Below are 22,945 nucleotides of genomic sequence, written 5' to 3'. Positions count from 1 at the left end.
GAGCCGGACGAACGCGGTTGACGGGGGGTGGTAGGGTGACAGCTCGTGAACGAACTTCCCCTGCCAAGAGAGTCTCACCTCAAACCCTTTCCACTCCTCTCGGTGCAGCGGGCTATCGCCTGGGCGGTCTGGGTCGGTGTCTTCCTCGTCTCCTACAACCATGTCAGCCGTGGCGGGGCTCGGGAGGCCCTGGGGCCGCGGGTGTTCATCCCGCTCCTCGTCACGGTCTTCCTGGGGTTGTTCGCCTTCTTCTACTGGCGGATCCGCCGCTGGGCGGGGACCTATCACCAGGGGGTCTCCTTCTTCAGCGCGGGTGACGAACAGGAAGCCTCCCACCGCTTCGAGGAAGCCGCCCGCCGCGCCACGCAGGGGGTACAACGGGCGGTGTCGGTCGCCATGATGGGGCAGTGCCAGTTGGCGCTGGGAGACACCGGACGCGCGCTGGAGCTCTTCGGCTCGGCGGAGCGCTCCGGCAAGCTCCGCTCCGTACCCGCGATGCACCGGTGGATACCCGGTCTGATTGCCACAGCGCGCCTGGCCCAGGGCGACCTGGCCTCCGCGCACGCCTGGCTGGAGGAGGGACGCAAACGCAGCGGCGCCCTGCCTCCCATCTATGCGTTGTTGCCGGAGGTTGCGCTCCTCTGCCGCGAAGGCAATCCCGCCGCCGCCATGACCGCGCTGGATGCGCGGGCGGGAGAGGCGGATGCGCTGGTGGGACGGGACGCCCGCCGGCTCAAGCTCCTCCGGGCCTTCGCCCTGGACGCCCTGGACCCGGTGCGCCACGCGGCTGCCATTGATGCCGCGCTGGCGTCCCTGCAGCCCGTGCGCCCCGGCGATTTCGAGTTCCTTTCCGCCCGGTGGCCCGAGTTGCAAGCCTTCATCGAGCGGCGGGGGCTTCTCCGCGCGGCGTAGCAGTGGGTCCCGGGAAACAGGGGGCCGCTACCGGGCCTCGGCGCTCAGGGCGGGGCAGGTGACGTTGGCGGGCATGGACCACAGGGCGTTGCCCGGGGGCCCGCCGTTGGCGACGAAGAAGATGCGGGTGCCAATCCGCAGGAATGAGTTCGGGTTCGAGCCCCCCATCGACTGGATGTCCGCGATGCGGGCCGTTCCGGCGGCAGTCCCATTCGTCACCCACGGCTCCTCGCCGGCGCTGTCGCCCGCGGAGCCGAAGATGAGCGTGCCCGAGCCGGAGTCGAAGAGCGTGGACGCCCGCTCATCGGAGGTGCTCAGGCCCTCGCTGAGTCGCGCCGTGCCCGCCGCCGTGCCGTCCGTCCCCCAGAGGTCCACCCGGCGCGGCGCGGGCCCCGGCGAGCCGATGGCCACCGACAGGTAGAGCTTGTTGCCCGCCGTCTTCGCGTCCTGGACGTACGGCTGGGCACCCTCCTGGCCCGCGAAGGGATTGGCGAGCGTCGTCACGGTCGCCTTGCCGCCGCCCGCCAGTGACACGCGCGCCAGCTTCAGCCGGTCATCCGTCGTGGGATACGACACGTAGACGTGGGAGCCGAGCACCCCGAGCAACCGCGCGTCGTGGCCGAAGGTCTCCAGCCGCGCCGTGCCCGCCGCCGTGCCGTCCGTCTTCCAGAGCTCCGTGTTGCCGCCCTCCGCCAGCGCGAACACCGCGAAGGCGCCCTGCGAGCGCATGTCCCGCACCTGGGGCTCGCCCGCATCCAGCGAAGTGAAGGCGTAGGTGCCCGCGGCCGTGCCATCGCTCCGCCAGACCCGCGTGCCGCCAAACACCGCGTCCTGGAGGATGAACACCCGCAGGCCGCTCGACAGCACGACGCTCGACGCGAGGGAGGCCTGGGGCTCCAGGGCCAGGACCTGGACCGTCCCCGCGGCGGTGCCGTCCGACTTCCACAACAAGAGCCCGTTCGTCGCCGGGTCGCGGCGGAAGAAGCTCAGCGTGCCTCCCACCGACGCCAGCCCCGACAGTGACGTGCTCGCGGTCCCTGGCGTGAGATCCGCGACGAGCCGCGTGCCCGCGTCCGTGCCGTCGGAGACCCACAGCTCCCGTCCGACCGTCGGATCATTGACGCTGAAGAAGAGCTGGTGGCCCACGGCGATGAGCCCGCCCAGGTCCCGGTAGCCGCTGATGCCATACGCGGGGAAGTCCTTCACGGGGACGGTGCCGGCCGTCGTGCCATCGCTCTTCCACAGGAGGGAGTGGTTCGGGAAGAGATTCACCGCGAAGTAGAGCGTGCCCTGCACGTTCGTCAGCCCCGAAGGCGACGGCCTCCAGGGCGGAAGGTCGGTCCCCGGCGGAAGCACGTCCTTCACCTTGGTGGCCGTCCCGGGCGCGCACGCCTGGGCGTGCACCGTCGCGTCCTCCGGCGCCCCCTCCAGCAACTCGGGCTCCACGCCGCCACACCCCATCAATCCCACACCGAACAGGGCACACCAGGCCTTCACGCGCATGTCCACTCCCTCCATCCTCAAACCGACGGACGTTGGGGTGTCGAGCAGTGCCTGGACACCGGCCCGGAAGGGCATGTGGGTGCTGGATGGCGGGCAGCAGGATGATGCCACCCGGGTTCATTTGCAGCCGGGTGGCAGAAGTTTCACGGTGTCGGAGTGGGGTGCCGGGTGCGTGAGTGGGCCTTCATGTCACCCCGAAGCCTGCTTCACCGGGTGTGTCGTCAGAAGGGGGCGCAGACGATGCCCACGCAGTCGCCCGCGCCGTCGTCCCGCGCGACGTTCCCGCCCCCGTCGAAGGCGGTGGGCGCGTGGATGCCGAAGCCCGTGGGGTCAAAGAAGGTGTCAGGGATGAACCTGTTCTGCCGGGCCGCGGGGTGTTGAACCCTGAACGGCAATGGCAGTCAGAACGCCTGGGCCCGCCGCGTCGCCCCTGAAGACAACGCGCCAGTGCATCGCTTTTCCCCACGGTGGCTCATCGGGAGGCCCCTTTCGGAGGATGGCTTTGACCCCGCTCCTCAACGCGGGGCAACTGCCCCGCACCCTGGAGCCACGATGCCCCTGAAGACTTCCTGGTCCCTTCGCTGCTCCCTGGGCCTTCTCCTCATCCCGCTCATGCTCGCCTGCGGCGGTGGCAAACCTGACTCGGCGCCGCCCTCCACGCGCGCGACCCCCGTGGGCGGCAGCTTCACGAGCGCGGTGGCGGTGACGCTGGCGTGCGAAGACGGCATGGGCACCGGGTGTTCAGCCACGTACTACACGCTGGACGGCTCCACGCCGAGCGCCGGCTCCACGCTGTACCGCGAGCCCTTCACCCTGGGCACCGCCGCCACGCTCCAGTTCTTCTCCGTGGACAAGGCGGGCAACGCCGAGCCGGCTCAAGCCGCGGTCTACACCCTCGACTTCGAGGCACCGGTGACGGTGGCGGCGCCTCCGGGCGGTACGTACCCGGAGCCCACCGTCACGGTGACGTTGACGTGCAGTAGTGCCCCGGGCACGGGCTGCGGCGCGACGCGCTTCACCACGGACGGCTCCATGCCTGACGGCGCCTCCCCGCTGTATACGGGCCCGTTCACCCTGGCCCGGAGCACCACCGTGCGCTTCTTCTCCGTGGACACGGCGGGCCACGCGGAGCCCGTGCAGGTGCAGGGCTACACGCTGCCGAACTCCAGCGGCGAGACCGCCTCGGCGCAGATCGCCGCGGTGCGCGCCGCGGCGGACGGCCAGGTGAGCCTGCCCGTTGACGGGGCCTACATCACCTTCGTCAAGCCGGGCGTGGGCACCCTCGCCAACGACCCGGCGGGCTTCTTCCTCCAGGCGGAGCGTGGCGGCCCGGCCCTCTTCGTGGAAGGGGACCCGGGGATGCTGAGCCCCCAGCCCCAGGCCGGCATGCGTGTGAACCTCGTCGTCAATACCAAACGCATCGCCAACGGCATGGTGCGGGCGACCCTCTCGGGCTTCACCGTGCAGAGCTCCGGCCATGCGCTGACGGGGTTCGTCCAGGACGTGAGCCAGGTGGACCTGCCCGCCCGGCTGCCGGACTACGAGGCGGAGCTCATCACCCTCACGGGCACCCTCAACGGCCCCTTCGCCCTGGCGGGCGCCGGCCACGAACAGGCGCCGCTGGTGACGGCCCGGGTGACCGCGGGTTCCCCGAGCGCCTTCAACTTCCGGTTGCGCGTGGTGGAGACGGTGAGGGATCAGCTCGACCTGGCCCAGGGCTGCACGGTGGGCATCGTCTCGCCGCTGTGGTTCTTCTGGACGGGGACGGGGACGCCGCAAACCCAGCCTTCCGTGTGGACGCCCGAGCAGTTGGTCTCGTCGACGTGCCCCGCGCCCCGGGTGAAGGGTGGGCAGGCCGCCAACTCGGAGGCCGTCGTCGTCCGCTTCGACCGGCGCATCGACCCGGCCAGCGTCCAGGCCGATGGGAGCCAGTTCTCCATCGCCGGGCTGGCCGTCACGGAGGTCCGCCGTGTCGACAACCGCGAGGTGTGGCTCGGCACCAGCCCCCAGACGCCCCGGCAGGACTACACCGTGACGGTGGCCTCCACGGTGCAAGACACCCGGGGCAAGGGCGTGGACCCGACGGGCCGCAATGGCAGCTTCCGGGGCTGGCAGACGCCTGCCGTGCTGCGCATCACCGAGCTTGCGCCCGGTGTCGCCAATCAGCGGGACCTGGTGGAGTTGGTCGTGCTCGAGGGTGGCAGCACGGAAGGGATGACCCTCGTGGACGCCTCCAGCTCCACGCCCCTGGCCACCCTGCCGGACGTGCAGGTGCTCCAAGGCGAGCTCATCATCATCCACCTCAACCCGGACCGGGCGACGGGCAACGTGGACGCCCCGGCCTCGGAGCTCACGAGCAAGACGGCCTGGCCCCAGGCCTTGTACGCATCGAACTTCGACACGGCCTGGGACTTCCAGGGCGGCACCTTCGGCGTCAGCGGGGGGCAGCGGGTGCACCGCCTCCGGGACAACCTGGGCAACACCCAGGATGCCATTGCCGCCGTCATCCCGGGCTTCACCCCCGTCCCCGCCTATCCCGGCCAGCTCCAGGCGCTCCAGGCCGAAGGCCAGTGGTCCCCGGCCGACTGCGGCGGAATGCCCTGCACGTATGACTCCGTCCCGAGCGCCTTTGGTGTCTCCTTCGACTGGTCCTGGGCGTTCCCCACCAGCGGCACCCGGACGATGACGGTGGGCCGCGTCTCGTTCTCGGACACCAACACCGCGAGCGACTGGGCGTACGGCCCGGCCACGCTCGGCGTCCTCAACGGTGCGGCGCGGGATGAGCGCCTGCCCTGACGGGAAGTCGATGACAGGGATTGGGTCTGGAGTGACCGCGCCTGACCCGGGCAGCATCACGCCCGCATGGGCTCAATCATTTCGAGGGGGAATCACATCATGGAGCCTCTTGGGTCTTCGGCGCGTGGGTCGACCATGGCCGGGTCATTGAGTCTGGCGCGACGGTGCTTCGCGCTCATCCTGGCCATCGCGGTGAGTGCCTGCGGAAACGGAACGGTTCCCAGCGAGAGGGTGGCGTCCATTCTCATCAGCGGGGCATCCGCCGAGCCCATTCCCGCGAACGAAACCGTACAGCTCACCGCGCCCCCCCGGGATGCGGCCGGGAACCCCGTGAGCCGGCCGGTGAGCTGGGCCTCCAGCAACAGCGAGGTCGCGGAGGTGAGCGCCCAGGGGCTGGTGACGGCCGTGAAGCCGGGCGACGTGGTGATCTCCGCCTCCAGCGAGCGCAGCAGTGCCTCGGTCGTGGTGCGCGTGGTCGTGGCGAGGGTGGCGTCCGTGACGCTCGACGGCGTTCCCACGGGACAGGTGCCCGTGGAGACCACGGTGCAGCTCTCGGCGACGCTGAAGGACTCACGCGGGGCCACCCTCTCCGGGCGTGCCGTCACCTGGAGCTCGAGCGATACGAGCCGGGCGCAGGTGAGTGACTCCGGGTTGGTGACGGCGCTGAAGGCCGGTCAGGTGACCCTCACCGCGACCAGTGAGACGAAGAGCGCGTCCGCGACGCTCGACCTCTACGTCCCCGTCGCCCAGGTCACGGTCTCGCCATCCTCCGCGGTGATCGCTGTCGACCAGGAACTCCAGCTCCGGGTGGAGCTGAAGGACGCCCATGGCAACGTGCTGACGGGCCGCACGGTGGAGTGGGTGAGCTCCGACGCCTCCCGCGCGGAGGTCCAGGCGAACGGCAAGGTCACCGGCAGGGGCGAGGGCACGGTGACCCTCACCGCCACCCGCGAGGGCAAGTCGGCCGTGGCCCGGTTGCGTGTGATTGCGTCGAAGGGTTCGTGGAACCAGACCGAGGAGTGGGCGACGTTCCAGGGGAACGCCCGGCACACCGGCGCGGTGGATGCGACGTTGGATCCCGAGGTCTTCCGCGAGCTGTGGGTGCGCCCGGCGGTTACGGGCGCCACCGCGCTGAACCCCGTCACCGAAGGAGGAGGCGCGGTCTTCGTCTCCACCCAGAGCTACTTCGGCGGCCAGCTGCTGGCCGCGCTCGATGCCCAGACCGGAGCGACGCTGTGGACGCACAGCTTCGGCACCATCCACGCGGCCCACCCGCCCGCCTATTCCGACGGCGCGGTGTACCTCACCACGTCGGGGCACGAGGATTCGTTTCTCTACGCCTTCGATGCGGCCACCGGCAGCATCCGGTTCCAGAGCGCGTACGGCAACCAGTGGTCGCACTACTACGCCCCCGTGGTGCTCAAGGGGAACGTGTTCATGGCGGGCGGCTACTACGACGGCATGTACAGCTTCAACGCGACCAGCGGAAAGCAGCAGTGGTTCTTCGGCACCAGCCAGTATGACCAGTGGACGCCCGCGGTGGAGGGGGGCAGGTCTTCGCCTACACCGAATCAGGGCTGCAGGTGGTGGACGCGACCACGGGCGTCCTGGCCTACACGATCAAGGACCCCGGCTTCGACTGGAGGGGGTGGAGCATGAACACGGCGCCGGTGCTGGGCGGCTCCCGGAACGTCCTCGCCATCCAGGGCTACCGGCTGCTCTCCTTCGACCTGGCGAACCAGCGGGTCGGCTGGTCGCTGAAGGCCTCGTTCATGGGCAGCGTCACGGTCGCGGACGGCGTGCTGTATGTCTTCAACAGCGGCAAGGTGGAGGCCCGGGCCGAGTCGGATGGCGCGCTGCTCTGGACCTGGGGGCCGCCGGAAGGCCTGCCGCAGGGGACGACGCTCGTGACGGACAACCTGCTCTTCGTCAGCACCGCTTCGAACACGTACGCGGTGGACCTGACCACCGGGATGCACGTCTGGACGTATCCTGCTGGCGGATACCTCGCGATGGGCAAGGATGGCATCCTGTTCATCGCGAGAAGCAATGGGAGCGTCGCCGCCATCGCGGTGAAGTGAGACGCGCGGAGAAATCCCGGGCTGCCATGAACTCTGGCAGCCCGGCCGCCGGGGAAGCGGGGGCGGCTCAGGGCACGTACGCCGTCCAGTCCACATAGGCATACCGGGCCGAGTTGGGCGGCTGGGTCGCCAGCGGGCGGCTCGGCGGCGTCCAGTCATTGGTGTGCCAGGTGTTGGTCAGGAAGTGCGAGCTGTTGGCGGGGATGCGCGACGCCGGCCCCTGGTAGTCCCACAGCGTGATTCGCTGCCCGGTGGTGGGGTGCACCACCCACCACGTCACCCGGCTGGCCGTCCAGGTAAAGCCATACTCGTAATGCGCCGTACTGGAGTTGTACCCCGCGAGCGCTGGAATCGTCGTGGGGAGGTTCTCGTTGCCCGTGAGCGGCTGGCACGCCCCACTGAAGCTCTCGTAGTAGCAGGTGGAGTGGAGGGTGCCGGTGGCCAGGTTGAGGATTCGCGACACACGCCGGTGCGCGGCGGGGCCGAAGTCCGTGTACATCGTGAGGTAGATGACCTGGGGTTCGGCACACAGCCACTCGAAGTCGATCTCGCTGTTATCCGGCAGGCCGTTGCCGTTGTAGTCCCCACCGTCGTTGAAGTACGTGAAGAAGCCCGTGACGATGCCCGTGTTCGGCTGCGTCGAGCAGTTCGTGGTCTTCAGCCGGGTGGTGAAGGTGCCGTACCGGTACCGTGACGAACTCTCCTGGGTGATGCCACCCCCGACTCCCGCCGCGGGGTAGGCGGAGAGCTTGAGCTGGAGGGCCCGGCCATCTGTCGTTCCGGACTGCGCGACGGACGTCGCCGTGTTCGCGGCTCCGCCATAGCTATAGAAATACGGTGACGGGTACGCCGCCCAGTGTTCCGTGAAGGGGGCTGCTTCCGCCAGCATGGGCACGCCCAGGAGCAGCGCGGAAATCGCCCCCAACGGAAAGCTCCAGCCTGGCCTCTTCATGTCGTCAACTCCCTCGCGTGAAGCGTTCAGGCTCCAGAGGAGGGCCCCACTGAATTTTCCGGGTTAATCGCCGGGAGGCCCCGCCTGCTAGCTTCGCTCCATGACCTCGTTCAGCCGTCGCGACGACGAAGCCTCCCGCGCGCTTGAGGCCATCGAGCCCGACCGGGTGGGTGCACGCGAGGAGGCCCTGCTCCTCGGGCTCCGCGCGCAACCCGAGGACCTGACCCGGTGGCGGGAGTATGCCGAGGCGATTGCCCAGGCCCTGCCTGAGCACGCCGCACGGATCCGGTCCGCCTGCGACAGGGGCGACCCGGCCAGCGTCCTCGCTGGCCTGCTCGACACGCTGCCCGAGGAACTCCGGGCGGTCGTCGTGGCGCTGGGCCGCCGTGACTCCGTCGTCTCCACGCTGTGGCTGGCGGCCGAGCCATTCCTGGCCCACCATGACGCCCTGTTCCGCGCGGCGCCGCTCGTGGCGGACCTCATCCTCAGCGACGCCACCGACGCAGTGGGACGGCTCGCCCTGCTGCCGGCGCTGCGCCGCTATACCGCCCTCTCGTTCAGCGACACGCTGTTCTCCAATGGGGGCGCGGGCCATCTGGCCCGCTCACCGCACCTCGGCTCGTTGCTGCATCTCGGCCTGATTGGCACGAGCCTCGATGACGAGGATTTGTCCGCGCTCTTCGGCTCGCGCGCGTTCCCCCGGCTGACGAGCCTCGACCTCTCGAACGACCGGGAGGGTCAGGACTACAGCCTCGACGGCCTGCAATCCCTCTCAGGGGCTGCGTTCGCTGGCACCCTCGAGTTCCTCTCGATGGAGCGGCGGTGGTTCGGCCCCGGCGTCGTCTCCATCCTGGCGGCGCTGCCGCGCCTGGAAGAGGTCGAACTCGCAGGCGGGGCGCTGGGCGACGAAGGCGCTGTCGCGCTCGCCGCCATGCCTCGGCGCTGGACCCGACTCGGGCTGGGAGGGAACGACATCGGGGATGCAGGGGTCGTCGCGCTCGCGGGGTCGGAGGCCCTCGCGGGGCTGCGCTGGCTCGACCTGGGCAACAACGACTTGGGCGACGAAGGTGCGCTCGCGCTGGCACGCTCGCCGTTCCTTGCCGCGCTCGAGTCGCTCCAACTGGGGCGACCCAAGGTGTCACCGGAGACGCGAGAGGCCTTGGGCGCCCGCTTCGGTGCTCGCGTCAAGTTCGACTCGCCGTGACGCCGGGTCTGCGGATCCGCACGCCAGTCATCACGCGCATGCGTGGCCTGGCTTACGGGTTCGAGACGCGCTGGGGCCTCAGCGTCCGAGCAGCTGCAGTCGGCCCGCGCGCAGCGCCGGGATGACGCCGCCGTCGATGAGCAGGTCGGCGCCCGTGATGAAGCTCGAGTCCGGCCCCAGGAGGAACGCCGCGGCGGACGCGACATCCTCGGGGGTGCCCATCCGGCCCGTGGCGGACTTCTCGATCATCGCCCGGTAGACGGGGCCGCCCTCGGAGGCCATCTCCTGCTGGGCCATGGGCGTCGCGATGATGCCGGGGCTGATGGAGTTGATGCGCGCGCCGCGCTCGCCCCAGGTGAGGCTCGCCGACTGCACGCGCAGGTGGTTCGCGCGCTTGGAGAGCGCGTAGGCCGCGCCCGGGTTGGGGACGGCCTGCTCGCTCAACATGGGCAGCTGCAGCAGTTCGTCCGTCGGGGTGCGCGCGAGCGCCTGGTCCTGCTCCAGGGGCAGCGGGGGCGGCATGTAACCCGCCATGCTGGAGATGACGACGCCGGCCCCCCCTGGCGCGACGACACGCCCGAACTCCTCCAGGACGAGGGCGACGCCGACGAGGTCCACCGCGAGGATGGCCTTCACGGGCGCCATCACAGGCGAGAGCCCGGCGGTGTGCACGACCTGCGTCACGCGCCCCATGCTCGCGGCAGCCTTCGCCAGGGCACTCACGGACTCACGAGACGACACGTCCACCCGCTGGGAGACGACCTGGTAGCCCACCCCCTCGAGCGCCCTGGTCGCCGCCTCGAGCGTCGCCGCGTTGAAGTCCGCGAGCAGCACCGCCCTGCCAGGGCCCTGGCGGCGCGCAATCGCCTGTCCGATGCCGCCTGCCCCGATGATGACCACCACGTCCGCGCCTGCACCCATGGACCGCTCCTTGTGTCGCGAGGCGTCCAGCGCCCCGACCCGACAGAAGAAATACAAGGTGCACCCAGGCCTCGGTAGAGCGAACAGATTGCATGGGTTGTTAAACCCCATTTGACAATGCGAAAGCCCCCCCACCGGGGGCTCCGTGGAGGCGCTCCCGATGAAGCCCGCCGTCCTGCCTCACCTCCAGGTGTTCCTCGACGTGGCGCGCCTGCGCGGCTTCAGCGCCGCCGCGCGCGAGCTAGGCGTCTCCACGGCGGCGGTCAGCCACTCCGTGCGCCAGCTCGAGGCGCAGCTGGGCGTGGTGCTCCTCACCCGCACGACGCGCAGCGTGGCGCTGACGGAGGCAGGGCGGCGCCTGGTGGAGAGCGCGGGCCCCGGGCTGGGCCAGGCGTTCGAAGCCCTCAAGGAGGTGTCGGCCCAGCCGGGAGAGGCCGTGGGACGGCTGCGGCTGTCGGTGCCGGGCATCGCGGTGCCGCTCGTCATCTCTCCGGTGCTCCCCACCTTCCGCGAACGGCACCCGCGCGTGGAGCTGGAGATCGTCATCGAGGGGCGCCTCGTGGACATCGTGTCCGAGGGCTACGACGCCGGGGTGCGCCTGCACGAGGCCCTTGAGCGCGACATGGTGCAGGTGCGCCTGACCAACGCCTTCCGCTTCGTGGTGGTGGGCGCGCCTGGCTACCTGGCGAAGCACGGCACGCCCCAGAAGCCCGAGGACCTGCTGCGCCACGAGTGCCTCACCTTCCGGATGGGGGAGTCGGGCGCGTTCTACGCGTGGGAGCTGGAGCGTGGGAAGCGGAGCTGGCGCGTGCCGGTGCGCGGGAGCGTCGTCACCAACAACAACGAGTTCATCCTCACGATGGCAGAGCAGGGGCTGGGGCTGGCGTATGCCTTCGAGCCGGCAGTGGAGGAGCCGCTGCGAACCGGGCGGCTCGTGCGGGTGCTGGAGGCCTACGCGCCCGAGCTGCCTGGCTTCTTCCTCTACTACCCCAGCCGCGCGCAGCGCTCCGGGCCCCTGCGTCTCTTCGTCGAAACGGCGAAGGAGCTCGCAGCGAAGACGGTGTGAGCCTGGCCGGCTCCTGCGCCTGAGGGCCCAGCCAAGAAGCCCCTGTCCCTCGTGTCGCCCCACGGCCCGTCGGCCTGCACGTCCAGTCATCATGCCGCACCGTGTCCACCTCTCGCGGTGAGGACACCGACATCCCATCTGGGGGGACACCATGGACGTCAACGACGTTATCGACCGGGCCCGCGACAGCATCAACGTGAAGCGCGTTTACGGAGAGGCCATCCAGCAGGATGGAGTCACCGTGATTCCCGCGGCCCTGGTGGTCGGCGGAGGCGGCGGAGGCGGAGGCGAGGGGCCGGCGCCTCAGCAGGCCGGAGTGAAGGGCGAGGTCCCGAAGGGGAGCGGCTCGGGCAGCGGCTTCGGGCTGAGGGCCCGACCCGCGGGCGCCTTCGTCATCCGCGAGGGCAAAGTCACCTGGGTCCCCGCCGTGGACGTCAATCGCATCGTCCGGGGAGGGCAGTTGCTCGCGGGCGCGGCCATCGTCCTCTTCGGCATCAACCGCCTGCTGCGCGCACGCCGTACCGCCCGCCTCCTGCAGCGCGCTTGGAGTTGAGCTCGCTCACCTGGCCCCAGCCGCGGGTTCGACGCTCGCGGCAGCGGCGACGCGCTGGGGCCTCAGCCTTTCCGTCAGGGATGCCTCAGGGGCAGAGGCAGCCGCCAGTGCAGGCGTAGTCCTTGGTGCAGGACGCGCCGCCACAGGCCGCGACACAGTTCGCCTCGGTGCTGTGCCAGCGGACGTAATTGCACGTCCACTTCTGCGTGCAGATGGCCAGCTGCGTGACGGTGCCTTCCGGGAGCTGCTCCTCGACGGAGACCGCCCCGGACGCCGGTGCCTGCTCCGGCTCGTACTCGCCGCCGCAACCCGCGGAGAAGGTGAGGCCCACGACGACAGCCAGCAGGGACAGGGTGATTCGCATGGGACAGACTCCGGGGTTCCACGAGTGGGACTGCAACGGCGCCTCCTGACCCGAGCGGTGACGCATGTGCGGTACCGGAGGCGCACACGAGGATGGAGGGACCGGGCGAGGTTAGGAAGGCCTCAGCAGGTTCTTCGAGTGCGCTGGGTACAACGCCGGCACTTCCTCCACGGCTTCAGTGCTTGTCAGCCGCCGGGGCCTTCGTCGCGACGGGGCGGATGCTGAACGGCACGTCGACATAGGAGTCGAGGGTGTTCAGCACCCGGGCCATGACCGTCGGCCGCTTTCCTCGCGCCTGGGCCAGCCGCAGCTGCGCCTGATGCCAGGCCGTGACGCAGCGGAGCGTTGGCGGGGTGAGGTTGATGGCCCGGCGCATCGTGCCCTTCAGGAGCCTCCATGCGCGCTGCTGTCCCGGTCCCCAGGCCAGCCCGTACGCCTCGCGCCAGCGCTGCGGCAGGAGGCCGGCGGTGAGCAACTCATCAAGCTGTCCCCGGGTAAACGGTGAATTGAAGAGCAGGCCCGCCAGCTCGCGCGCGGTGTCTTCCACGCGCAGCGCATCTCCCGCCAGTTGCTCGTGATACCAGTCGTAGAAGGCCTCGAGCGTGGGCGGCATCTGCTCTGGCAGCAGCCCGAACTGCGCCGCGGCGAGCCGCGACTCCTGGTAGAAACGGCGCTTCTCCTCGACGCTGAGTGGCCGCACGAAGGTCTCATAGACCACGAGGGCGCCGTCGATGAGGGTGGCGAGCACCCAACGCTGGAGCAGGGGATCATTCGCGCGATAGCGGCCCTCACCCTGCGAGCCAGCGGCCCCGGCTGGAAGTGAGCCGTTGACCCGGCTGTGGAGGCTGTGGACCCGCTTCGCGGCACCCATCGCTTCGCGGAGGCCCCCGAAGACAAGCTGGTACATCGCCGTATAGGTACGTCGCGCGCGGCCGAGCAGGTCACCCCGGAAGTTGCTGTTCTGGGCGACGCCGATGGCCACCGCCGGATGGGCGATCTGCAGCAGGATGGCGCGCAGCCCGCCGAGGAGGATCACCGGCTCGCGATAGATCACCCAGGTCATGCTGTCGGGGCCGTAGAAGCCCTCTTGCTCGCCTGCGGCGTGCTCCCGCAGGTAGTCGAGACACTTGCGGAAATGCTCGCTGTCCTGGTGGATCTGCTGCTGCACTTCCGGAGACACCTGTCGCCGTTTCGGACTCTCCTGCTGATTCACGGTTCTACCTCCGACCGGCTCACTGCGGCCGCCTGATGCCCGAGCGGTCTGTCGCATGAAACGGGAGGGTTACCACACCCCCTTCTGTCCTGCGTGAGGTGTGGAGGCAGGCGGGGGCTTGGCGAGTGGAGTGTGTCCTCCTTCTCGCGCCAATGATTGCCTTCGGGCCGGAGTGGATCCATCCCCGTGCCCCCGGGAAGCTTTGACTGGCGACAGGGCAGGGCGGGACGTAGCTTGAGCGCCAACCCCATGGGTGCCTCCCACGAACAACCCGCCCCGGACGCGGAGGACGAGCGCGCGCGGGTGCTGGCGCTGCTGCGGCACCACGGCTGGAACGCGACGTCCTTCCAGGTGCTGCAACCGGGCTTCCGCTACTGGTTCGCGCCCGGAGGGGACGGGTGCGTGGCGTACGTGGACACGGGCGGCGCGTGGGTGGCGGGGGGCGGCCCCATCACCGCGCCCGAGCGCGTGCGGGAGATGGTGGAGGCCTTCCAGCAGGCGGCCCGGAGCGCGGGCCGGCGCGTGAGCTTCTTCGCCACCGAGGCGCGCTTCTCCCAGCTCGTCCCGTTCGAGGAGTTCCCCATTGGAGAGCAGCCGGTGTGGGACCCGGCGAACTGGGACGCGGTGCTGCGCGGGAGCCGCAGCCTGCGCGAACAGCTCCGCCGCGCCCGGACCCACGCCGTGCGCGTCCGCGAGGTGCCCGCCGAGGTGATGGAGACGCCCGGCCACCCGCTGCGCGCCGCGGTGGAGGTGCTGATGGAGCACTGGCTGGCGTCGCGGCGGATGGCGACCATGGGCTTCCTGGTGGGGCTGGCACCGGGCGCCTTCGCCCGCGAGCGCCGCGCCTTCGTGGCGGAGGTGGGGGACCGCGTGGTGGGCTTCCTGTCGGTGACGCCGGTGTTCGCGCGCGACGGCTGGTTCCTCCAGGACCTGCTGCGCGAACCCTCCGCGCCCAACGGCACCGCGGAGACGCTGGTGGACGCCGCGATGCGCGCCGCGGCGGCGAACGGACGCCGGTACGTGACGCTGGGGCTGGCGCCGCTCGCGGGCCCGGTGAGTCCCTGGCTGCGCTTCGCGCGCACGGCCGGCCGGCCCCTGTTCGACTTCGAGGGCCTGCGCGCCTTCAAGGCCAAGTTCCGCCCCGACGCCTGGGTGCCCCTGTTCCTCTCCCACCCGGCGGACGAACCCGCCCCCTGGGCGGTGTACGACGCGCTGCGAGCCTTCGCGCGGGGCAGCCTGGTGAAGTTCGGACTCGTCACGCTGCTGCGACGGCCGCGCTTCTTCGTGCGCACGCTGAGCGCGCTGCTGGTGCCGTGGACGGTGCTGCTCGCGCTGCCGGTGAGCACACCGTGGTTCCCCTCGCCGTGGGTGCAGGGGGCCTGGGTGCTGTTCGATGTGGGGCTCATCGTGGGCCTGCTGCTCCTGCTGCGCCGCTGGCGCGACGGCCTGGCCACGCTGCTGGGCGTGCTCACCAGCGCGGATGCGTGTCTGACTTTGGTGCAGGCCCTCACCTACAACGCCGCCCGCGCCCGGGGCCCCTGGGACTGGTGTGTCATTGTCGCGTCGGTGCTCGCGCCCGCCACCGCGTCCGCGATGCTGCTGCGCTCGCGCGACCTCCGCGTCCCCGAGCCGTAGCGTGCCCTGGATGATATGTCTTGAAGGCCAGGTGATATATCCAGCTCCGTTCCCAACCCCGCCGCTGGCACCTGGTACGTCTCCGTGTACGGCACCGGGTCCGTCTCCAACACGGCGCTGCGTGTGACGGCCCGCTGATACGACCGGGTCACTTCAGTGGTGCGGGGTCGAGCCGCTCCTTCTCCTCCTCGAACGCGCCGACCACCGCGTCGATGACGGCGCGCACGCGCGGGACGTCCTTCAGGTCGGGGTGCACGACAAGCCACGCCTCGCGCACCGGTGGCTGGGCGGGCGGCGGCAGGGCGATGAGACCGCCCTCTTCCCGGGCGAACCAGTGCGGCAGCAGGGCCTTGCCAAAGCCTGCCCGGGCTGCCGCGAGCTGCGCCGTGACCGTATTGGCGCGCAGCACGAGGCGCTCACCGGCCGCGTGCCGGGCGAGCCACTTCGCTTCAGGGAGGTGGGCGAGGGAGTCGTCCAGGCCCACCCATGCCGACATGTCCCCGTCCGGCGCCGCGTAGACGCCGTAGGCAAGGCTCGCAAGACGGCGGGCGACCAACTCCCCCACCTGCGGGCGCGCAAGACGGACGGCGACGTCCGCCTCCCGCTTGGCGAGGCTGAGCGCACGCGAGTCGCTCACCACCTCCAGGTGGATGCCGGGATGGCGGCGGTGGAGCGCTGCGAGGTGCGGGATGAGGAAGCGCTCCGCCAGCGCCTCCGTGGACGTCAACCGCACCGTGCCCGTCAGCCCCGCCTGCTGGCCGCTGATGCGCAAGATGCCGTGCGCGCGCTCCTCCATGTCCGCCGCCAGCTCCAGCACCGCCGCCCCGTCAGCGGTGAGCAGGTAGCCGTCGGCGCGACGGTCGAACAGCGTGCGGCCGAGCGTCTCCTCCAGGGCGGCGATGCGCCGTCCCACCGTGGCGTGACTCACCTTCAGCTCCCGCGCCGCCGCCGACAGGCTCCCCGCGCGCGCCAGCGCCACGAAGACACGCAGGTCTTCCCAGTCCAGGGGGCCTGACCGTTTCTGCACACCCATTGCGCGAAGATAGCGGCGGGCTGTGCAGGGATGCACGGGTTACCCAGGGGCCTGACACCCACTCCACGGAGCCCTGCATGTCCGCCCCCCGCACCCTTCTCTCCCTGGTCGGAGCCCCGACCCACCCCTCTGCCTTCGACCGCGCGGCGCTCGTCATCATCGACGCGCAGATGGACTACACCTCGCGCGGCAGCCTGCCGCTGGTCGGCATCGACGCCGCGGTGGAGGAGACGGCGCGTCTGCTCGAGCTGGCCCGCCGCCACGGAACGCCCGTCTTCCACGTCGTGCACCACGGCCCTGTCGGCAGCCCGCTCTTCGATCCCCAGGGGCCGGGCAGCGCCATCATCGCCGCGGTGGCCCCCAGGGAGGGCGAGGCCATCGTGACGAAGGCCCTGCCCAACGCCTTCGCCGGGACGGACCTCCACCAGCGCCTCCAGGCGACCGGGCGCCCCGAGCTCATCATCGCCGGCTTCCAGACGCACATGTGCATCTCGGCCACCGCGCGCGCCGCGCTCGACCTCGGTTACCGCAACACGGTGGTGGCCGCCGCCACCGCGACGCGCGACCTGCCTGGCACCGCGGGCGGCGTGGTGCCGGCCGCCGAACTGCAGCGCACCGAACTGGCGGCGCTGGCCGACCGCTTCGCCGTGGTCGTGAAGGACTGCGGAGCCTGGGCGTAGGCCTTCGCCCCCGGAGCTTCCAATCCCAAACACTTCCGCCATCCCCCCGCCGGAGTGACATTGCAAGAATTGACGGGGTTGCGTGAAATGCGGGGCATCCGGCAACAGGTCGCGCGGATGTCCCGCGTGGGCTCCTGAAGGCTGGCGGGAGGGGTGTCATGCGGCTGCCTTCGGGCGTCGTCACGGTGCTCGCCGTGGTGCTGAACACCGGTGTGGGACACGCAGCGCCCGCGCCTTCGCAGGGCTCCCCGCCTCCGCCGTTGCCGCCGGGCGTCTCCGCGACGCTGTGGAAGCTGTCGGTGCCGCCGGGCTCCGAGCCCACGCCGGAGAAGGTGGCGCTGGGGGAGAAGCTCTTCCGGGAGAAGCGCCTGTCGGCGGACAACACCGTGGCGTGCATGACGTGCCACGAGCCGGAGCTGGGCTTCACCGACGGCAAGGCCCTGTCGGAGGGCATCGGCAACCAGAAGGTGACGCGCAACAGCCCCACGGTGCTCAACGCGGTCTTCAACGCCACCCAGTTCTGGGACGGCCGCTCGGCCACGCTGGAGGACCAGGCGAAGCTGCCCATCCTCAACCCCCGGGAGATGGGCATGCCCAACCCGGAGGCGGTGGTGGCGAAGGTGCGCGCCATCCCGGAGTACGCCGCCGAGTTCAAGAAGGTCTTCGGCCGCGACGTGAACTATGACGATCTGGCCGCCGCCATCGCCGCGTTCGAACGGATGCAGTTCTCCGGCAACGCGCGCTTCGACAAGTTCATCACCGGCGACGCCAAGGCGCTCTCCGCGTCGGAGAAGAACGGCTGGGCGCTCTTCAACGGCAAGGCGCGGTGCAACTCCTGCCACGCGGGCAACGCCGTGTCGCCGCTGTTCAGCGACCAGAAGTTCCACAACATCGGCGTCGCCGCGCACAAGCAGGACTTCATCGCCCTGGCGCGCAAGGGCGTCCAGGTGGTGCGCACCGGGGACGAGAAGCAGATCGACGAGCTGGCGCTCCAGACGGAGTTCTCCGAGCTGGGCCGCTTCCTCGTGACGAAGCAGGAGAACGACGTGGGCTCGTTCAAGACGCCCACGCTGCGCAACGTGGGCATCACCGGCCCGTACATGCACGACGGGTCGCTCACCACGCTGTGGGACGTGATGGACCACTACAACAAGGGCGGCGTGCCCAATCCCTTCCTCGACGGGGGGATGCAGCGGCTGGGGCTCACCGAACCTGAAATCGACGACCTGGTGTCGTTCCTCTTCGCGCTCACGGATTCGAAGTACGACAAGCTCAACAAGGAGCAGCTCGCGAAGCAGCGCGCCCGCAGGAACAACCGGCCGGAGCGGGACACGGAAGTGGCGCTGGGGAAGAAGGGCCACCTGGGAGACCTGGCGCCCAACCCGGACCTCCACGTGAAGAACCCGGCGGACCTGGGCATCTACGGAGACGTCACCCCGGTGGCGCCCTCCACGCAGTCCAAGCCGCGGTAACGGAAGGGCGCGCCATGGCCAACAAGTTCCAGAGCATCGAGACGAAGCACTACGCCGAGCGCGAGGCCTTCTTCGAAGGACTGAAGAAGCTGGACCGCCGCGCCTTCCTCCGCGTCGCAGGCATCTCCGCCGGCATCGTGGCGGGCATGGGCAAGCTCACGCCCAACAGCTTCCAGCTGGTCAACGTGGCGGACGCGGAGGGACAGAAGCCGAAGTTCTCCTTCGCGTACATCTCCGACACGCACCTGTACGAGAACAAGCTCAACGACCGCTTCGTGCGCGCCATCCTCAAGGCGGTGGACGACGTCAACGCGTTGGACCCGCAGCCGGACTTCGTCCTCTTCGGCGGAGACCTGGCGCAGCTGGGAACGGCGGGCGAACTCAAGCTGGGCGCCCAAATCCTCAAGTCCGTGAAGGCCCCCCTCAAGATGATGGTGGGCGAGCACGACTGGTTCCTGGACATGGGCGAGCAGTGGCGCGACCTGTTCGGCAAGCCCAACTACTCCTTCGACCACAAGGGCGTGCACTTCGTGGTGCTCAACTCCATCCTGGAGAAGGACTTCTGGACGGAGCGCAAGCTCACGCCGATGGAGCGGATGAAGATCGTCGCCGGTCTGGACAATGGCATCCAGTCCCGCTTCGAGGTCGGCGGCGAGCAGCGCCAGTGGCTCCAGCAGGACCTGGCGAAGGTGGCGAAGAACACCCCGCTCATCGTCTTCAGCCACTCGCCGCTCTACAAGTACTACAAGCCCTGGAACTTCTGGACCGACGACGCGGACGAGGTGCAGGCCATCCTCAAGCCGTACGAGAAGGTCACCGTCATCCACGGCCACACGCACCAGCTGCTCAGCAACCGCATTGGCAACATCCAGTTCCACGGGATGCTGTCCACCGCGTGGCCGTGGCCGTACGCACCGGAGGGACTGCCCGCGCTCACGGTGCCCATGAACCGCGCGGATCCGTTCAGCCAGTTCGACGGCTGCGGGAACGGCCGCATGGACGTGCTGGAGTCGGGGCTCGTGGACAAGGTCTACAACCTCTGGGAGCGCGACCCCATCACCGTGCGCGCCAGCTTCCTGGGCTCCAATGGCAAGCAGTCCGCGCCCCCCAAGCCCAAGCTGCCCACCTACTAGGACCGGAAGAGGAACCCCCTCCCATGACCTTGCGAATGAAGCTGCTCGTGGTCCCGTGCGCGGCCCTGTCCTTCGCCGGCGGCGTGGCGCTCGCCACGTCCCCCGCCACGAAGCCCGCGCCGTCCCCTCCGGCGTCGGCGCCCCTGCCGAAGCACGTCGTGCCCACGTCGAAGGACGGCAACCTGGTGCTGGGCCTGTGCGACGGCGAGACGTCCCTGGAGGTGGAGGGCGTGAAGGACGGCCAGAAGCTCACGCGTGAGCAGGCGGTGCGCGCCACCGCGAAGCTGATGGACGACTGGCGCAAGAAGAACCCGGACGCGCTCTGGGACGACGTGCCGGGCCCGGCCCTGGCGCAGGCCACCCCGCCCGGCGCGAAGAAGTCCCCTCCGCCCGCGCCGCAGCCCAACCCCGGCTCGAAGCCCGCGGGCAGCCCCGTGCAAGCGGGCGGCGTGGGCGCGCAGACGGGCGCGAAGGCGGTGCCCCGGCAGGAGCAGGCGAACCTCCAGACGGGCCACACCTACGGCGCGTTCTCCGAGCGCGACGAGAAGGTGTGGGCGGAGTCCACGCAGGCCTTCGTGAAGGAGGGCCACCGCGTGTTCCACGACGCGGAGGCGGTGGGCGGCACCGTGGGCGTGTCCTGCGACATGTGCCATCCGGACGCGGCCAACACCCACCCGGAGACCTATCCGAAGTACCAGGTCCAGCTGGGGCGCGTGGCGCTGCTGCGCGACATGATCAACTGGTGCATCGAGAATCCGGCGCGCGGCAAGCCGCTGGCGGACGGGGACCCGAAGATGCGCGCGATGGAGGCGTACATCTACGCGCAGCGCAAGGGCACGAAGCTGGAGTACGGCAAGCACTGAGCCGCGGGGGCGCCTACCTCCGGTCCAGGAGCAGGCGCACCACCATCGCCAGCACCATGACGAAGGCGAAGCCGACCAGGCCCTGAGCGATGAACCGCATCCGGGCCGGCCTTCCGGGCGCGCGCGCGCGGCGCATCTCGCGCTTCAGCAGGAACTGCACCAGCCCGAGCGCCACCAGCGCGATGACGATCCCGATGTCCGTTGCACCCATGGCGGGCATCATCGGGTGCCCGCCGGGCGGTAGCCAATCCGTGCCCCGGGCTTGCCTTCACCCCGCCCGTGGCGGGTTGAATGCGGCCCATGTCCCTGACCCCTCCCTCCGACCCCAGCGGCCTGCTGGAGCGCGCCCCCCGGCTGGCCCAGATGCTGCCGGACGAAGCGCTGGCGTCCGCGCTCGCGCGGGGTGACGCGTGGACGGTGCGCGCGGTGCTGGTGCAAAGGCTCCAGCACGAGCCCCCGGGCCCCACGCGGGAGCTGCTCGCGGCGCTGGTGGAGGACCGGGCGGCCTTCGTCACCACGGTCCGCACGCCCCGGATGCGCTCCGTGCTGGGCACGGGCCTCCAGTGGCAGGGCCGGCCCCCACCCGAAGCGCCCCAGGCCCCCTTCGTCGCCACGCGCACGGTGTCGGTGCTGGGGCTGTCGGTGTGGCCGCTGGACGACTACCTCGTGCGCGGTGGCACGGGGGCGCCGCTCCAGGTCATCGGGCAGGTGCCTCCCCCGGCGGGACGCGGGTGGCGCCGCGCGGGCGTCGTGGCCGGTGTGGTGCTGGGGGTCTGCCTCGGTGCGGCAGTGGCCGGGGTGCTCCTGGACGCGCGCAAGGTGCGCGCCGTGTCGGTCATCAATGGCCTGTCGCGCCCGGTGGAGGTGAGCATCGGCACGCAGCGCTGGGTGGTGGCGCCCGGGACGCAGGAGCAGGGGCGCGTGAAGCTGGAGGACGCGGCGCTGCACGCCCGGGCGAGCTGGCCCGGCGCGGCCCGGCCCTTCGAGGACGTGGTGCTCCCGACGGACGGCGAGCGGCTCATCTACAACGTGCGCGGCGCGGCGATGCTGGAGGGGCACCGCGCCTTCACCGCGGATGGCTCGAGCCTGGAGCGGCGCCCCCTGACGGGCACCGGGGAGCTGCTGTTCCCGGAGGAGGTGCTCTCCGTGGCGCAGGCGCACTGGGAGTCCACCGTGCGCGCCCACATGGACGCGGGCGACTGGCGGCTCGCGGGCCGGGTGGCCTCCGCCGTCGCGGAGGTGGATCCGCTCAATCCCCGCGCGCGGGAGCTGGCGGCGCGCTGCTTCCTCCTCGCGGAGGCGCAGGCCCCAGCGCACCTGCCGGACGCGCTGCGCTCGCGCGACACCGTGGGCTTCGCGAACATGTTGATGCAGCGGTGGCAGGAGGACCTGGGGGCGCAATCCCTGGCGCAGGACCTCCACGGCTTCGTCGGCACGGGTGCGCAGGCGCGCGCCCGCTACATCGAGCACGCGAAACAGTTCCCCGACTCCCCCCTCGCGCACCTCTACCTGACACGCGCGAACACGCGCGAGCTGCCATTGGCCCAGGCCCTCCCCGCGTACGAGGAGCTGGCCCGCCGCTTCCCGAACTCCCCCGAGGCCGGCCTCGCGCTGCTGGAGGTCCGCTGGCTCCACGAGCTGGAAGACCCGCGACCGCCGCGACAGCCGGACTGGGACCCCTCCAAGGAGCGCGTGCTGGAGACGGCGCGGCTCGCGGATCCGCTGGTGGAGCGGCATCCGCCACGGACCGTCGAAGCGCTGGAGCTGCTCGTCCGCGTCTACCTGCGCGCCTGGCGCCGGGACGCGGCGACGGCGCTGGTGCACCGCTTCGGCCTGGACCCCCGCAACCGGAGCTGGGACTTCCTGGTGCTGGCGGGCCGCGTGGCGAATGTCGCCGGGCCCGCGCACACGCCCTACGTGCTGCGCGACTGGATCCCCGCCGCCATGAGTCGGCAGCCGGAGCGGATGCTGCTCCTGGACCTGCTCACCGGACAGCGGCTGCCCAAGGACGCGGAGCTGGCGGCGCTTTCGCCCTCCACGGACCGCGATGTCCTCCGCCTCACGCGCGACGTGCTGACGCGGCCCACGCGCGCGAGGGAGCAGGCCGCGAAGGCGTCCGAAGCGGTGCTGTCCCGCCTGGAGCCGGAGGTCGCCGCGCTGCTCGCCCTGGAGCTCACGCGCACGGGCGATGCGCAGGCGAAGCGCCTCTTCCAGGCCTCGCTGCCCTTGGTGCTCGCCCGGGAGCCGCTGCTGAAGTTCCTCCAGGCGGGCACCGTCACCCCGGCGTTCTCCCGCCTCCCACAGGGCCTGCGCGCCGCCGCGCTGCTGGTCCGCGCTCGCGGCGAGTCGAAGGAGGGCTTTCCGGTGTTCACCGCGCGGCTCGAGGGGCTCGAGGGGCTGGATGCGCTCCAGGGCTTCGCGCCCCGCGCCGCGGACGCGTGGCTGCGGGGGGCCTTCGACGCGTGCAGGGACACGAAGGTGCCGGACTGCGAAGCGCGCGTGGTCAGACCCACGGGCAGGCCCCTGCCGAAGGCCCGGAAAGCGAACGGCGCCGACCCCTGAAG

Annotated in this window: 21 protein-coding genes; 13 read left to right on the top strand and 8 right to left on the bottom strand. The window is 70.6% G+C overall.

The genetic code is table 11. The features are described from left to right. Positions 1-45: 45 nt before the first annotated feature. Positions 46-912 carry a tetratricopeptide repeat protein gene (locus D7X12_RS03930; protein ID WP_147443513.1) on the top strand — a complete coding sequence of 289 codons (867 nt, stop codon included), beginning with the start codon at positions 46-48 and terminating at the stop codon, positions 910-912. Positions 913-939: 27 nt separating this feature from the next. Here the strand turns inward: D7X12_RS03930 and D7X12_RS03925 are convergent, their stop codons facing one another. After that, positions 940-2,415, bottom strand: coding sequence for an ELWxxDGT repeat protein (locus D7X12_RS03925; protein WP_120623923.1), 1,476 nt, complete (start codon positions 2,413-2,415; stop codon positions 940-942). 221 nt (positions 2,416-2,636) lie between these two features. After that, a complete protein-coding gene (locus tag D7X12_RS42795) occupies positions 2,637-2,810 on the bottom strand; it encodes a hypothetical protein (RefSeq protein ID WP_158619953.1) in 174 nt (57 codons plus the stop codon). 157 nt (positions 2,811-2,967) lie between these two features. On the opposite strand from D7X12_RS42795, the gene D7X12_RS03920 reads away from it, so the two are divergent. The 3 genes from D7X12_RS03920 (at position 2,968) to D7X12_RS44920 (ending at position 7,292) form a co-directional block, all read left to right on the top strand. Then, positions 2,968-5,211 carry a chitobiase/beta-hexosaminidase C-terminal domain-containing protein gene (locus D7X12_RS03920; protein WP_120623922.1) on the top strand — a complete coding sequence of 748 codons (2,244 nt, stop codon included), beginning with the start codon at positions 2,968-2,970 and terminating at the stop codon, positions 5,209-5,211. 66 nt (positions 5,212-5,277) lie between these two features. Beyond that, the gene (locus D7X12_RS03915; RefSeq protein ID WP_120623921.1) at positions 5,278-6,870 is read left to right on the top strand and encodes an Ig-like domain-containing protein; all 1,593 of its coding nucleotides are present in this window, start codon (positions 5,278-5,280) and stop codon (positions 6,868-6,870) included. Beyond that, the gene (locus D7X12_RS44920) at positions 6,795-7,292 is read left to right on the top strand and encodes an outer membrane protein assembly factor BamB family protein (protein WP_158619951.1); all 498 of its coding nucleotides are present in this window, start codon (positions 6,795-6,797) and stop codon (positions 7,290-7,292) included. The genes D7X12_RS03915 and D7X12_RS44920 overlap by 76 nt, the downstream gene beginning before the upstream one ends. Before the next feature lie 67 nt (positions 7,293-7,359). Here D7X12_RS44920 and D7X12_RS03905 read toward each other — a convergent pair whose 3' ends face one another. After that, complete coding sequence (locus D7X12_RS03905; protein ID WP_158619950.1) at positions 7,360-8,217, bottom strand: glycoside hydrolase family 16 protein; 858 nt, start codon at positions 8,215-8,217, stop codon at positions 7,360-7,362. 127 nt (positions 8,218-8,344) lie between these two features. Here D7X12_RS03905 and D7X12_RS03900 point away from each other — a divergent pair, with 127 nt between their 5' ends. Beyond that, positions 8,345-9,448, top strand: coding sequence for a leucine-rich repeat domain-containing protein (locus D7X12_RS03900; protein ID WP_120623918.1), 1,104 nt, complete (start codon positions 8,345-8,347; stop codon positions 9,446-9,448). Between the two features lie 78 nt (positions 9,449-9,526). Here D7X12_RS03900 and D7X12_RS03895 read toward each other — a convergent pair whose 3' ends face one another. Beyond that, entirely contained in the window at positions 9,527-10,369 is an 843-nt protein-coding gene (locus D7X12_RS03895; RefSeq protein WP_120623917.1) for an SDR family oxidoreductase, read from the bottom strand. Between the two features lie 160 nt (positions 10,370-10,529). Between D7X12_RS03895 and D7X12_RS03890 the strand changes: the two genes are divergently transcribed. Both D7X12_RS03890 and D7X12_RS03885 read left to right on the top strand, forming a co-directional pair. Then, positions 10,530-11,435: a LysR family transcriptional regulator gene (locus tag D7X12_RS03890; RefSeq protein ID WP_120623916.1), complete on the top strand. Its 906-nt coding sequence runs from the start codon at positions 10,530-10,532 to the stop codon at positions 11,433-11,435. A 151-nt stretch (positions 11,436-11,586) separates the two neighbouring features. Then, a complete protein-coding gene (locus D7X12_RS03885; protein ID WP_120623915.1) occupies positions 11,587-11,988 on the top strand; it encodes a spore germination protein GerW family protein in 402 nt (133 codons plus the stop codon). Positions 11,989-12,073: 85 nt separating this feature from the next. Here the strand turns inward: D7X12_RS03885 and D7X12_RS03880 are convergent, their stop codons facing one another. Then, positions 12,074-12,352: a hypothetical protein gene (locus D7X12_RS03880; protein ID WP_120623914.1), complete on the bottom strand. Its 279-nt coding sequence runs from the start codon at positions 12,350-12,352 to the stop codon at positions 12,074-12,076. 175 nt (positions 12,353-12,527) lie between these two features. Continuing rightward, positions 12,528-13,565, bottom strand: a complete 1,038-nt coding sequence (locus D7X12_RS03875; RefSeq protein ID WP_158619949.1) for an oxygenase MpaB family protein — start codon at positions 13,563-13,565, stop codon at positions 12,528-12,530. A gap of 249 nt (positions 13,566-13,814) precedes the next feature. Between D7X12_RS03875 and D7X12_RS03870 the strand changes: the two genes are divergently transcribed. After that, on the top strand, positions 13,815-15,200 hold the full coding sequence (locus D7X12_RS03870) for a DUF2156 domain-containing protein (protein WP_120623912.1): 1,386 nt from the start codon (positions 13,815-13,817) through the stop codon (positions 15,198-15,200). A gap of 148 nt (positions 15,201-15,348) precedes the next feature. On the opposite strand, the gene D7X12_RS03865 is transcribed toward D7X12_RS03870, so the two are convergent. After that, entirely contained in the window at positions 15,349-16,227 is an 879-nt protein-coding gene (locus D7X12_RS03865; RefSeq protein ID WP_208718805.1) for a LysR family transcriptional regulator, read from the bottom strand. An 83-nt stretch (positions 16,228-16,310) separates the two neighbouring features. Between D7X12_RS03865 and D7X12_RS03860 the strand changes: the two genes are divergently transcribed. The 4 genes from D7X12_RS03860 to D7X12_RS44035 all read left to right on the top strand — a co-directional run bounded on the left by D7X12_RS03860 (position 16,311) and on the right by D7X12_RS44035 (position 20,381). Beyond that, positions 16,311-16,913, top strand: coding sequence for a cysteine hydrolase family protein (locus D7X12_RS03860; protein WP_120623910.1), 603 nt, complete (start codon positions 16,311-16,313; stop codon positions 16,911-16,913). A 158-nt stretch (positions 16,914-17,071) separates the two neighbouring features. Further along, positions 17,072-18,385 carry a cytochrome-c peroxidase gene (locus D7X12_RS03855; protein ID WP_120623909.1) on the top strand — a complete coding sequence of 438 codons (1,314 nt, stop codon included), beginning with the start codon at positions 17,072-17,074 and terminating at the stop codon, positions 18,383-18,385. A gap of 14 nt (positions 18,386-18,399) precedes the next feature. Further along, positions 18,400-19,518: a metallophosphoesterase family protein gene (locus tag D7X12_RS03850; RefSeq protein WP_120623908.1), complete on the top strand. Its 1,119-nt coding sequence runs from the start codon at positions 18,400-18,402 to the stop codon at positions 19,516-19,518. A 23-nt stretch (positions 19,519-19,541) separates the two neighbouring features. Continuing rightward, positions 19,542-20,381 (top strand): c-type cytochrome, encoded by an 840-nt coding sequence (locus D7X12_RS44035; protein WP_244224333.1) that lies wholly within the window; start codon positions 19,542-19,544, stop codon positions 20,379-20,381. A gap of 13 nt (positions 20,382-20,394) precedes the next feature. Here D7X12_RS44035 and D7X12_RS03840 read toward each other — a convergent pair whose 3' ends face one another. Then, positions 20,395-20,592, bottom strand: coding sequence for a hypothetical protein (locus tag D7X12_RS03840; RefSeq protein ID WP_120623907.1), 198 nt, complete (start codon positions 20,590-20,592; stop codon positions 20,395-20,397). An 89-nt stretch (positions 20,593-20,681) separates the two neighbouring features. Between D7X12_RS03840 and D7X12_RS03835 the strand changes: the two genes are divergently transcribed. Next, positions 20,682-22,943 carry a tetratricopeptide repeat protein gene (locus tag D7X12_RS03835; RefSeq protein WP_120623906.1) on the top strand — a complete coding sequence of 754 codons (2,262 nt, stop codon included), beginning with the start codon at positions 20,682-20,684 and terminating at the stop codon, positions 22,941-22,943. Positions 22,944-22,945 lie beyond the last annotated feature (2 nt).

This window comes from Corallococcus sicarius (assembly GCF_003611735.1).
GTDB lineage: Bacteria > Myxococcota > Myxococcia > Myxococcales > Myxococcaceae > Corallococcus > Corallococcus sicarius.
This window is presented reverse-complemented; position numbering and strand designations above follow the sequence as displayed.